Source organism: Neoroseomonas rubea (assembly GCF_016106015.1).
Taxonomy (GTDB): Bacteria; Pseudomonadota; Alphaproteobacteria; order Acetobacterales; family Acetobacteraceae; genus Neoroseomonas; species Neoroseomonas rubea.
Window position 1 is genome coordinate 1 of record NZ_JACADQ010000103.1, and the last position, 12307, is coordinate 12307.

Here is a 12307-nt window from a genome sequence, read left to right on the forward strand (position 1 = left end):
CCGGCGTCGCCGGCGGCGCGTGCGCCGGGTCCCGGCCGCGCGCCGCCAAGACTCGCGACGGCGGCGCGCACGCGCTCACGGGTTCCTGGACTGACGATCGAGGGCTGCGAGAGCGTGCGGGATGCAGTGGCGAGCGACACGCCCGCAGCGGCGGCTATGTCGGCCAGCCTTGGACGGGTCCGGCGCTTCATGTGGCGACTGTGGCAATGGATGAAAAAATTTTCAATCGCCGAATGCCGCCTTCTACCATGAAATCCGTTTGACACACCCGATACCGGGTGAAAGCCTCATGAAAATCTTTCTGGGAGGCGTGCACTTGCAGCCCGTGGGGCGCAGTTCCGGCTCGACCTTTGCCGCACGCCTGCCGCGCCGGGCCCTTGTCGGGCTCGCCACGGTGGCTGGGGCATTGTGCCTGTGGTGGCTCGCCACCAGCGGACTTCGCCTGCTCAACCCGCTGCGCCTGCCGAACCCACACGAAGTCTGGGCCGCCTTCAGCCAGATCAGCGCAGGCCAGGGCTATGCCGGCGCGACGCTGTGGCAGCACGCGCTGCACTCGCTCGGCCTGGTGGCCCGCGGGTTCGCCGTGGCGGTGGTCACCGGCCTTCCGCTCGGCCTGCTGATGGGTTGGAGCCGTCGCGCCGAGGCGTTGATCAATCCCATCTTCCTGCTGCTGCGACCGATCCCGGCGCTGGCCTGGATTCCGCTCGCCATCGTGTGGTTCGGGCTAGGCGACACCGGCAAGATCTTCGTCATCTGGCTGACCGCCTTCGTCCCCTGCGTGATCAATGCCTTCACCGGCGTGCGCGGGGTGGACCCGGTGCTGATCGCCGCCGCGCGCACCCAGGGCGCGACGACCCCGCAGGTGATCCGCCATGTGGTCGTCCCCGGCGCGATGCCATTGATGTTCACCGGGCTGCGCCTGTCGCTGCAGGCGAGTTGGACGACGCTGGTGGCCGCCGAACTGGTTGGCGCCTTCTTCGGCCTGGGGCGCGTCCTGAACGTGGCCGGTCAGGACATCTTCCCCGGCATGATCCTCGTCGGCATGGCCGCGGTCGCAGTATGCGGCGCCGTGACGACCTGGCTGCTCGGGCGGCTCGAGCGGCGCGTGGTCAACTGGCGCCCGGCGGTCTGAGGGGGCGTCGCGATGGCCAGGCGGCGCGACCGAAACTTCCTGGGCCCCTCCGGCACCGTGCTCGGCATCGGCGAGTTCTGGGCGCTGACGATCGCGGGCTTCGTGCTGTTCTTCGCGGTGTGGTCGGGGGTCGCGGCATCGGGCTGGCTGCCGGCGCACCTGCTGCCTTCGCCGCTCGCGGTGTGGGACACGCTGGTCCGGCTCTGGCACAATCCCTTCGCGGGCCATGTCTATGCCGCGCACCTGGCCGCCAGCGTCGAACGCTTCCTGATGGGCTGGGCGATCGCCGTCGGCATCGGGATCCCGCTCGGGCTGCTGATGGGCTGGTATCGCCTGCTCGACGAGATCGTGACGCCGCTGTTCGACGCGATGCGCTTCGTCGCGCCCCTCGCCTGGGTGCCCCTCGCGGCGCTGTGGTTCGGCACCGGCATCGGCGGACCGCTGCTGATCATCTTCGTCGGCTCCTTCGCGCCCTGCGTGATCAGCGCCTATCGCGGCGCGCGGCTGGTTGAGCCCCGGCTGGTCGAGGCCGCGCAGACCCTCGGCGCCTCCTCCCGCCAGGTGATCACGCATGTGCTGATCCCGGGCGCGCTGCCCTCGATCATCGCCGGGCTTCGCGTCTCGGCTGGCCTTGGCTGGCAGTCGCTGGTGGGCTCGGAGCTGATCGTTGTCGGTGCGGGGCTCGGCTACCTGATGGTGCAGGGCCAGGGCAACCTGAACACCAGCGTCGTCATCGCCGGGATGGTCGGCATCGGCGTCGTCGGCTTCGCGATCGACGTGCTCCTCCGCGCGGTGGAGCAGACCTTCAAGCGGCGATGGGGGCAGGGATGAGCGAGATCGTCTTCGAAGGCGTCACGCGACGCTTCCCGCTGCCCAGGGGCGGGGAATTCCTCGCCATCGACCGCATCGACCTGCGCATCGAGGAGAAGGAATTCGTCGCGATCGTCGGTCCCTCGGGCTGCGGCAAGACGACGCTCATGCGCATGGCCGCGGGGCTCGACTTCCCCACGGACGGCCGCGTCCTCGTCGGCGGGAAGGAGGTGACTGGGCCGGGGCCGGAGCGCGCCGTGGTCTTCCAGCAATTCGCCCTGCTGCCCTGGAAGACGGTGCGCCAGAACATCGGCTTCGGCCTGATGTGCAAGGGCACGCCGAAGGCCCAGGCCGACGCCGCGATCGCCCATTATGTCGAGCTGATGGGCCTGGCGGGCCATGAGGACAGTTTCCCGCACCAGCTCTCGGGGGGCATGCAGCAGCGCGTCGCGATCGCGCGCGCCTATGTGATGCAGCCGGCCGCGCTGCTGATGGACGAGCCCTTCGGCGCGCTGGACGCCCAGACGCGCATCGTGATGCAGGAGGAGCTGGTGCGCCTCGCGCGCCGCAACCCCCGCACCGTCATCTTCATCACCCATGCGGTGGATGAGGCGATCTACCTCGCCGACCGTGTGGTGGTGATGGGCCGCAAGCCCGGCCGCATCATCGAGACGATCGACATCCGCCCGCTGCGCGAGGATGGCGGCTGGGAGGCGATGCCGGTCGAGGAGGTGATGGACACGCCGTCCTTCACCCACATGCGCAGCCGCATCTGGAAGCTGCTGAAGGCGCGCGAGCAGGAGCGGCCGGCCGTGCCTGCATCCAACCCCGCCCCCGTGCCGGCCAAGTGAAGCAAGAACCACGACAGGAGAGAGGCATGTTCCGAAGGACACTGCTCGCCGCCACGCTCGCGGCCGCATCGCTCGCCGCCTCGGCCGAGGCCCAGCAGCTCACGCGGCTGAACATTTCCATGCAGCCGGCGCTGTACTCGATGCTGCCGCTGCACCTGGCCACCGAGCAGGGCTGGTGGCGCCAGATGGGGATCGAGCCCAACTTCTCCTCCTTCCCCGCCGGCCCGCCGCAGATCGCCGCCGCCGCCGCGGGGACTTGGGACGTGGGCATCACCGGCTCGGCGCCCGGGGTGCTGGGCGCGGCGCGGTTCAACATCCGTACCATCGCCATCTCGAACGATGAGAGCGCCACGAACGTGCTGATGGCCCGCCGCGACCAGATCGAGGCGATCCGGGCCAACCCGGCCAGCCTGCGCGGCCAGCGCGTGCTGATGACGGTCAACACGACCGTCGACTACGTGCTGCAGAACTGCCTGCGGCGCTGGAACATCCAGCGCAGCGACCTGCAGGTCGTGAACCTGAACCAGGCGCAGATCCTCTCCGCCTTCTCGACCGGCGAAGGGCGGATCGCCGGCCTCTGGGCGCCGAACATCTACACGGCGGAAGAACGCATGAACGCCGTGCCGCTGTGCAGCGGCAAGGACGCGGATGCGATCGTCCCCGGCAACATCATCGTGCGCGAGGAGTTCCTGCGCGCCAACCCCGACATGGTGGCGCGCTATCTCGCGGTGTTCCTGCGCGGCATCGCCTTCATGAAGGCGAACCGCGAGGCAACGCTGCAGTCCATGAACCGCTTCTACCAGGCGGGCGGGGTCACGGTGAGCGAGGCCGCGCTCGCCGCGGAGATGGACCGTCGCCCGATCTTCGGCCTTGAGGAGCAGCTTCAACTGATGTCGCGCGCGAACGGCCCCTCCCAGGCGGATCGCTGGTACGAGGGGCTGAGCGCCTTCCTCGCGCAGGTCGGCACGGTGCAGAATCCCCCCGCACCCGCGGCCTACCTGACCGACGACGTGCTGCGCCGCGTCGCCGCCGACCCGCGCCTGCGCGCCTTCGCGCTCGGCCAGTAGCACGCCACGGTCCGGGCGGGGCAGCGCCGCTCCGCCCGGACGTCTCGCCCGTGACGCGCCGGAGCCGGATCAACGCGCCGGCGGCGCGTGCCGCGGCCCTCGTGGTGCCGGCAAGCGGGGCAGTGACCTCGGAAGGAATGCAGTCATGGCCGTCGAATACCTCAAGCGCGCGACCCGCACCGCCGAGGACACCACCGCGGAGGCCCGCCCCGTGGTGGAGGCGATGCTCGCCGAAATCGCGGCGCGCGGCGAGGCGGCGGTGCGCGACCATGCCGCAAAGCTGGACGGCTGGCATGGCGAGATCCTGGTGTCTGCCGAAGAGGCAACGCGCCGCGCCGCCGAGGTGCCGGCCGGGCTCCGGCGCGACATCGACTTCGCCGTGGATCGCGTCCATCGCTTCGCCGAGGCCCAGCGGGCCAGCGTGCGCGACTTCGAGGTCGAGATATCGCCCGGGGTCGTCGCAGGCCAGAAGCTCGTGCCGATGGCGGTGGCGGGCTGCTATGTGCCGGCCGGGCGCTACGCGCATATCGCCTCGGCCTATATGGGCGTAGCGACCGCGAAGGCCGCGGGCGTGCCCTTCGTCATCGCCTGCTCCGGCCCGCGCGGCGGGGCGGGCATCCACCCTGCCGTACTCTACGCGCTGCGCCGCGCCGGGGCCGATGCGATCCTGACGCTGGGTGGCGTGCAGGCGGTCGCGACCCTCGCCCATGGGCTGTTCACGGGCCGGCCGGCCGACATCGTAGTCGGTCCAGGCAACAAGTTCGTCGCGGAGGCGAAGCGCCAGATCTACGGCAAGGTCGGCATCGACGTCTTCGCCGGCCCCTCCGAGGTCGCCGTCATCGCCGACGCCACCGCCGACCCGGAACTGGTCGCGGTGGACTTGGTCGCGCAGATGGAGCATGGCCACGAGAGCCCGGGTTGGCTCATCGCCACCGATCGCGCGCTGGCCGAAGCGGTGATGAAGCGCGTGCCGGAACTCGTGGCCGCCCTGCCGCCCACTGCGCGCGATGCCGCCGGCGCCGCCTGGCGCGACTTCGGCGAAGTCGTGCTGTGCTCGACGCGGGAGGAAGCGGTGGAGGTGTCCGATCGCTATTGCTGCGAGCACCTGCAGGTGCAGGCCGCCGATCCCGCCTGGTGGCTCGCCAAGCTGCGCAACTACGGCTCGCTGTTTCTCGGCGAGGAGACGACGGTCGCCTTCGGCGACAAGGCGACCGGGCCGAACCACATCCTGCCCACCAAGGCCGCGGGCCGCTATTCGGCCGGGCTGTCGGTGCACAAGTTCCTCAAGCCGCTGTCCTGGCAGCGCATGACGCGGGAGGGCTCGCGGGAGGTCGCGCTCGCCACCGCGCGCATCTCCCGCGCGGAGGGGATGGAGGCGCATGCGCGCTCAGCGGACATCCGTCTTGCGCGCTACTTCCCGGATACGCGCTTCGACCTCGGCGAGCCGGTGACGGGCTGATGGCCGAACGCCTCACGCTCGACCTCAGCGCCCCGCCATCGATCCCCGAGGACGGTATCGCGGCGGCCGAGGCGGTGCTGCGCTCGGGATGGACGCACCGCTATGGCGAGACGCTCGGCGACGCATCGGAAGCGGCGCTGCTCGAGGCGGAATTCGCCGCGCATCTCGGCACGCGCTATTGCGTCGCGGTGAATTCCTGCGGCAGCGCCATGTATCTCGCGCTGCTGTGCACCGGCGTGCGCCCGGGCGACCGCGTGCTGATGAACGCCTTCACGCTCGCGCCCGTCCCTGGCGCCGTCGCCCATGCGGGCGCTGAGCATGTGCTCGTGGAGGTGACGCCCGACCTCGTCATCGATCTCGACGACCTCGTACGCAAGGCACAGGCGAGCGGCGCGCGGCACCTGCTGCTGTCCCATATGCGCGGCCATATCGCCGACATGACGCGGCTCATGGCGATCTGCGATGACCTCGGCGTCGCCGTCATCGAGGATTGCGCCCACACCATGGGCGCGCGCTGGGCGGGGCGGCCCACCGGGACCTTCGGGCAGGCCGGCTGCTTCAGCCTGCAGGCGTACAAGCACGTCAATGCCGGCGAGGGCGGGCTGATCGCGACCGACGACGAGGACGTGGCCGCACGCGCCATCCTCCACTCGGGCAGCTACATGCTCTATCGCCAGCACCGGGCGCGTCCGTCCGACGAGGTCTTCGCCCGCTGGAAGGACGTGACGCCCAACTACTCCATGCGGATGTCGAACCTCGTCGCCGCCGTGGCCCGGCCGCAGATCGGTCTGCTGGCAGAGCGCGCGCGGATCTGGAACGACCGCTACGGGCGGCTCGCCGGCCTGCTCAGGGCCATCCCCGGCCTTCGCCTGCCGCACCGCCCGCAGGAGGAGGAGTTCGTGCAGAGCTCCATCCAGTTCGCCGTCGCCGACCTGGAGGAGGCGGCGTTCACGAGCTTCCTCGCGCGCTGCCGGGCGCGCGGGGTCTATCTCAAGTGGTTCGGCGCGCGGGAGGCGGAGGGCTACACGAGCGTCTCAGGCCAGTGGCGCTACCTTGCCGACCCGCACACGCCGCCGGGCACGGCGAAGGTTCTCGAGCGTCTCTGCGACATGCGCATCCCGCTCGCGCTGACCGAGGCCGATTGCGAGACGGTGGCGCGGATCGTCGCGGAGGAACTCGCGGCGGCGAAGGGGGGCTGAGATGTTCGACCTGCTGCTGCGAGGCGGCGAGATCCTGGACGGCACCGGCGCGCCCGCCTATCGCGGCGATGTCGCGGTCCAGGACGGCAGGATCGCGGCCATCGGCGCGGACCTGCCGGTCGAGGCGGCGCAGCTGGTGCTGGATGCCGCTGGGCTGACCGTCGCCCCCGGCTTCATCGACATTCACACCCATTCGGACTTCACGCTGCTGGTCGATGGCCGCGCCGACAGCCAGGTCTGCCAGGGCGTCACCCTCGAAGTGATCGGGCAGTGCGGCTTCTCGTGCGCCCCCTTCACCGGGGCAATGTCTCCGCGCCAGCTGATCGGCTTCCACGACGCAGGCATCGAGGTTACCTGGCGCAGCTTTGGCGACTATCTCGACCGGCTCGACCGCCAGGGCCTCGGCGTCAACGTCGCCGCCATGGTGGGCCACGGGGCGATCCGCCAGGCGATCAAGTGCGACGCAGTGGACGCGACCACCTCGGATGAGTTGGCCGCGATGACGCGGCTGGCCGAGGAGGCCTTCGAAGCCGGCGCCTTCGGCCTTTCGACCGGGCTCGAATACTTCCCCGGCAGCATCGCGCCGATTGAGGAGGTGCAGGAGCTCTGCGCCGTCTGCGCCCGGCGCGGCGGCCTCTATGCGACGCATGTGCGCAACCGCGACATCCACTACGACCTTGGCTTCACCGAGGCGGTGGCGACCGCGCGCGCCGCCGGCGCACGGCTGCAGATCTCGCACATTCAGCCGAAGTACGGCGCACCGCCGCACGCCATGGCGCATACGCTGGAACTTCTCGACCGCGCGCGGCGCGAAGGCGTGGACGTCGCATTCGACGTCATCCCGCACGACTGGAACCACACCTCCGTTGTCTCCTCGCTGCCCGCCTGGGCACGGGAAGGCGGGGCGCAGCGGCTGCTGGAGCGGCTGCGAGATCCCACGCTGCGGGAGGCGATGAAGCACAACCCGCGCCCGATGTGGCGCTTGGTCGCCGACAGGCGGTGGGACCGCATCGCGCTGCTGCGCGCCGACGCCAATCCAGGGCTGATCGGCCTGACGCTCAGCCAGATCGGGCTGCGCCGCAACGCCGATCCGATGGATGCGGTGCTCGACCTGCTGGCCGAGGAAGGGGCCGGGCTCGGCAACCTGATGTGGACGTCCTCCGGCTTCGACGATGCGGACATCCGTCTCTGCCTCGAACAGGCGGACTGCGCAGTCATGTCGGATACCAAGGCGCTGAACCGCGATGGCCCGCTCGCCGACATCATCGGCTCGCTGTCGGGCTATGGCTGGGTGGCGCGCCTGCTCGGCCACTATGTGCGGGAGGAAGGCGTCCTGCCCCTGGCCGAGGCAGTGCGGCGCATCACCTCGCTACCCGCCGGGAGGCTCGGCCTTGCGGATCGCGGACGGATCAGGCCGGGCGCGGTCGGCGATCTCGTGGTCTTCGACCCCGCTGCGGTGCGCGACAGGAGCGACATGAGCGATCCGCGGCACCATCCGGAGGGCTTTGTCCACGTGGTGCTGGGCGGCGTTCCCACGTTGCGCGACGGTCGCCGCACCGCGGCCAATCCCGGCCGCGTCGTGCGTCGGCCCGGCTGAACGAGACGGAGGAGACGATGAGCGGGACCGCATTCGGCCGGCGCGCTGCGCTGGTACTCCCAGCCCTGGCCGCACGGCCCGCCTGGACGCAGGACGTGGCGCTGACGATCGGCGTCGGCGCGCCCGTCACCTCGATCGACCCGCACTTCTTCAACGCCTCGTTCAACAGTGCCGTCTCCTCTCACATCTTCGACCGGCTCACCGAGCGCACGCCCGATGCGCGGCTGGTGCCCGGGCTGGCGGAGAGCTGGCGCGCCGTCTCGGACACCGTGTGGGAATTCCGCCTGCGCGACGGCGTGCGCTGGCATGACGGCCACCTGTTCACGGCGGACGACGTTGCCTTCACCATCGAGCGCGCGCCACGCGTGCCGAACAGCCCCGGTGGATTCGGCGTCTATCTTCGCGCCATCACGCGGACGGAGGTGGTCAATGCCCGCACCATCCGCCTGCATTCCGCGCGCCCGCACCCGATCATGCCGAGCGACCTCGCCTTCATTCCGATCATCGCGCGGCATGCCGCGACAGGCGCCGCGACCGAGGATTTCAACAGTGGCCGCGCCGCGATCGGCACCGGGCCGTACCGCTTCGTCTCCTTCCGCGCCGGCGATCGCATCGAGCTGGCGCGGAACGACGCGTATTGGGGTGGCGCGCAACCCTGGGCACGCGTCCACTACCGCATGATCACCAACGACAGCGCCCGTCTTGCCGCGGTGCTGGCCGGCGACGTGGACGTGATCGATCAGGTGCCGTCGGCGGATGTCGCGCGGGTGCGGCGCGAAGGCCGCGTGACCCTTGCCGAGGCGCTTGGCGCGCGCCTGATCTTCCTGGCGCCGGACTTCTCGCGCCGCGAGGCGCCGGCATTCACCACCGACGCCGAGGGCCGCCCCCTGGCGCAGAACCCGCTGATCGACCTGCGTGTACGGCAGGCCCTCTCGACCGCGATCGACCGCGCTGCGCTGGCGGAGCGCGTGATGGAGGGCACGGCGCGCCCGGCAGGCCAGTGGCTGCCGTCCGGTCCGCCCGGCCACAACCCGGACGTCCCGCCGCCGCGATACGATCCGGATGCGGCGCGGCGACTGCTTGCGGAAGCGGGGTATCCGCAAGGATTCCGGATCACCCTGCATACGCCGAACGACCGCTACCCGAACGACGCGCGCACGGCACAGGCCGTGGCGCAGATGTGGACGCGCATCGGCGTTCGGACGGATGTGGTGCCGGTGCCCTGGGCGAGCTTCCCCGGCCGCGCAGCGCGGCAGGAATTCGCGATGCACCTGATCGGCTGGGGCTCCTCGGCCGGCGATCCGATCGGAGCGCTCATGAACGTGGTCGGCAGCTTCGATCGCGCCCGCTTTCTCGGTGCGGTGAACCACCATCGGTATGCGAACCCCGACCTCGATGCGCTCGTGGAGCGCGCGCTGACCACAATGGACGACGGGGCCCGCAACGCGCTGCTGCGCGACGCCGTCCGCATGGCTGCGGAGGATGTCGCGGTGATCCCGCTCTATAACCTGGTGAACGTCTGGGCGGTGCGCCGCGGCCTCACCATCACGCCGCGGCTCGACGAGCGCACGCTCGCGATGGACGTGCGGCCCGGATGAGCCGCCTCGCGGAGCTCTTCTCGCTGGCCGGGCGGGCGGCCCTCGTCACCGGCGGCAATTCGGGCCTCGGCCTGGCCATGGCCCGCGCGCTGGGGCTGGCCGGCGCGCGGCTCGTGCTCTGCGCCCGACGCATGGGGGAGCTGGAGACGGCAGCCGCTGTGCTGCGGTCCGAGGACATCGCCGTCGATGTCGCGCCAGTGGATCTCGCGGAGGCGCAGGCGGCAGAGCGCGTCGCGGAGCGGCTGGAAAATCTCGGTGTCTCGCCTGACATCCTGGTGAATGCCGCTGGAGTGAACCTGCGCCAGCCCTTCGCGGAAGTGACGGCGGAGGCCTTCGACCTCCACACGGCGTTGCATCTGCGCGCGCCATTCCTGCTGGTGCAGAAGCTCGCCCCCGCCATGGCGGCGCGCGGCTGGGGGCGTGTGATCAACATCGCCTCGCTGCAATCCTTCCGCGCCTTCCCCGACAGTGCGCCCTATGGCGCGGGCAAGGGTGGCGTCGTGCAGCTGACGCGCGCCGTAGCCGAGGCCTGGTCGCGCCACGGCGTCACGTGCAACGCCATTGCGCCCGGCTTCTTCCCCACGCCGCTGACCGCGCCCGTCTTCGCCGATGCCGAGCGAGCCGCGCGTCTCGCCGCGCAGACCTGCATCGGACGCAACGGCAGGCTCGAGGACCTGCACGGCGCTACCGCGTTCCTAGCCTCCGACGCCTCCGCCTATGTCACCGGCCAGGTGCTGGCGGTGGATGGCGGCTTCCTGGCAAAGTGAAGGACCGCACATGAAGGCTCTCGTCCAGGTCGCGCCGAACACGCTCATCTATCGCGACGAGCCCGATCCCGCGCCCGCGCCAGGTGAAGCGATCATCCGCGTCGAGGCGGTCGGCATCTGCGGTTCGGACATGCACGCGATCCATGGCCATGACGCGCGCCGGCCAGTGCCGATCATCCTCGGCCACGAGGCAGCCGGGCGCGTGCTGACCGGCCCGCTCGCAGGCCGCCGCGTGGCCGTGAACCCGCTCGTTGTCCCTGCCGATTGTCCCTTCGCGCGGGAAGGCCGGCCGCATCTCTCGCCGCACCGCGAAATCCTCTCCATGCCGCCGAGGCCCGGGGCATTCGCCGAATTGGTCCGCGCGCCCGAGGGGAACCTCGTCGAGATTCCGGAGGACATGCCGGCCGCCAAGGCTGCGCTGGCCGAGCCGATCGCAGTTTCCTACCACGCGGTGCATCACGGCGCGCGGCTTCTGGGCCGGCCGCTGCCAGCGGCGCGCTGCGCCGTGCTGGGCGGCGGGGCGATAGGACTGGCGGCTGCGCTCGCGCTCAACCAGGCCGGGGCGGGAGAGGTCTGGCTCATCGAGCCCAACGCGGCTCGGCGCGAGACCGCAAGGCGCGCCGGCATCAGTCTGGCCCGCGCGTCGGAGGAGGCGCCGGCGGACGCGTCCTGCGACCTTGTCGTCGATGCTGTCGGCGCCGGGGCAACGCGCATGGTCGCATGCCGGCTCGCCCGCCCGGGCGGCGTGATCGTGCATGCCGGCCTGCTCCCGGGCACGGACGGTCTCGATGTACGAAGGCTGACGCTGCAGGAGATCACCTTCACCGGCACCTATTGCTACACGCCGGATGAGTTCCGCACCGTGGTCGGCCTGCTCGTGAGCGGCCGTCTCGGCGCGCTTGACTGGCTGGACGCGAGGCCGCTGGCGGAAGGCGCGAGGGCCGCGGCGGATATCGACGCCGGCGCCGTCGCGGCCGCAAAGATCGTACTCATTCCCTGATACCGAACACGCCAGAGGAGCGCCCATGACCCTGCTGTGTTCTCCGCGCATCCGTGGCCTCAACGGTTCGGCGCCGCCGGGCCGATGACGGGACTTGCGCGCCGGCATTCCACCCCGTCGGCGCGGCGGAGGGGCGCGGTGAGCCGATTGCTTGCCAGGAGGAGGAAGTTGTCACATGGCGAAGGATAGGGAGGGCACGCGATGACCGTGCATTTCTGCGTCCATGACGAAGGCGATAGCGTCGGCGTCGTGGTCGTCGAGGGTGTGAAGGCCGGCCAGACCTTGAATGGCTGGATCATGGACCAGGACAAGATGATCGAGTTCCCGGCCAGGAACGACATCCCGATCGGCCACAAGGTCGCGATCAAGCAGATCGCCAAGGGCGACACGATCATCAAGTACGGCGTGGATATCGGGAAGGCGGTCGCCGACATCGGCGCCGGCGAGCATCTGCACGTGCACAACGTCAAGACGAAGCGGTGGTGATCCCATGGCGATGAACCTGAAGACCGCGAGCTTCGAAGGCTGGCGCCGCGAGAACGGCCGCATGGGCGTGCGCAACCACGTCCTGATCCTGCCGGTGGACGACATCTCCAACGCCGCGGCCGAGGGCGTGGCCCGCAACATCCAGGGCACGCTGGCGATCCCGCACGCCTATGGGCGGCTGCAGTTCGGCGCTGACCTCGACCTGCATTTCCGTACCATCATCGGCACGGGCTGCAACCCGAACGTCGCCGCCGTCGTCGTCATCGGCATCGAGCCCGGCTGGGCCGGCAAGGTGGCCGAGGGCATCGCCAGGACGGGCAAGCCGGTCGAGGCCTTCGCCA

At 70.5% G+C, this 12307-nt stretch carries 13 protein-coding genes; 12 read left to right on the top strand and 1 reads right to left on the bottom strand.

What is annotated here, in order from left to right; all coding sequences use genetic code 11:
• Nucleotides 1–191 (bottom strand): LacI family DNA-binding transcriptional regulator (locus tag HW577_RS27145; RefSeq protein WP_198376367.1); only part of this gene is annotated, 191 nt, incomplete at its 3' end.
• Between the two features lie 134 nt (nt 192–325).
• Here HW577_RS27145 and HW577_RS11985 point away from each other — a divergent pair.
• The 12 genes from HW577_RS11985 to HW577_RS12040 all read left to right on the top strand — a co-directional run.
• A complete protein-coding gene (locus HW577_RS11985) occupies nt 326–1132 on the top strand; it encodes an ABC transporter permease (RefSeq protein ID WP_332837649.1) in 807 nt (268 codons plus the stop codon).
• A gap of 12 nt (nt 1133–1144) precedes the next feature.
• On the top strand, nt 1145–1963 hold the full coding sequence (locus tag HW577_RS11990; protein ID WP_198376369.1) for an ABC transporter permease: 819 nt from the start codon (nt 1145–1147) through the stop codon (nt 1961–1963).
• A complete protein-coding gene (locus HW577_RS11995) occupies nt 1960–2793 on the top strand; it encodes an ABC transporter ATP-binding protein (RefSeq protein WP_198376370.1) in 834 nt (277 codons plus the stop codon). The genes HW577_RS11990 and HW577_RS11995 overlap by 4 nt, the downstream gene beginning before the upstream one ends.
• A 26-nt stretch (nt 2794–2819) precedes the next feature.
• Nucleotides 2820–3860 (top strand): ABC transporter substrate-binding protein, encoded by a 1041-nt coding sequence (locus HW577_RS12000; RefSeq protein WP_198376371.1) that lies wholly within the window; start codon nt 2820–2822, stop codon nt 3858–3860.
• Nucleotides 3861–4005: 145 nt separating this feature from the next.
• A complete protein-coding gene (hisD, locus tag HW577_RS12005; RefSeq protein ID WP_198376372.1) occupies nt 4006–5319 on the top strand; it encodes a histidinol dehydrogenase in 1314 nt (437 codons plus the stop codon).
• Nucleotides 5319–6518 carry a DegT/DnrJ/EryC1/StrS family aminotransferase gene (locus HW577_RS12010; protein WP_198376373.1) on the top strand — a complete coding sequence of 400 codons (1200 nt, stop codon included), beginning with the start codon at nt 5319–5321 and terminating at the stop codon, nt 6516–6518. The genes hisD and HW577_RS12010 overlap by 1 nt, the downstream gene beginning before the upstream one ends.
• A 1-nt stretch (nt 6519) precedes the next feature.
• Nucleotides 6520–8115, top strand: a complete 1596-nt coding sequence (locus tag HW577_RS12015; RefSeq protein WP_198376374.1) for an N-acyl-D-amino-acid deacylase family protein — start codon at nt 6520–6522, stop codon at nt 8113–8115.
• A gap of 17 nt (nt 8116–8132) precedes the next feature.
• A complete protein-coding gene (locus tag HW577_RS12020) occupies nt 8133–9713 on the top strand; it encodes an ABC transporter substrate-binding protein (RefSeq protein WP_198376375.1) in 1581 nt (526 codons plus the stop codon).
• On the top strand, nt 9710–10480 hold the full coding sequence (locus HW577_RS12025; protein WP_198376376.1) for an SDR family NAD(P)-dependent oxidoreductase: 771 nt from the start codon (nt 9710–9712) through the stop codon (nt 10478–10480). Before HW577_RS12020 ends, HW577_RS12025 begins: the two co-directional genes overlap by 4 nt.
• A 10-nt stretch (nt 10481–10490) precedes the next feature.
• Nucleotides 10491–11480 (top strand): alcohol dehydrogenase catalytic domain-containing protein, encoded by a 990-nt coding sequence (locus HW577_RS12030; RefSeq protein ID WP_198376377.1) that lies wholly within the window; start codon nt 10491–10493, stop codon nt 11478–11480.
• Between the two features lie 201 nt (nt 11481–11681).
• The gene (locus HW577_RS12035; RefSeq protein WP_198376378.1) at nt 11682–11966 is read left to right on the top strand and encodes a UxaA family hydrolase; all 285 of its coding nucleotides are present in this window, start codon (nt 11682–11684) and stop codon (nt 11964–11966) included.
• Nucleotides 11967–11976: 10 nt separating this feature from the next.
• Nucleotides 11977–12307 (top strand): UxaA family hydrolase (locus tag HW577_RS12040; protein ID WP_198376379.1); only part of this gene is annotated, 331 nt, incomplete at its 3' end.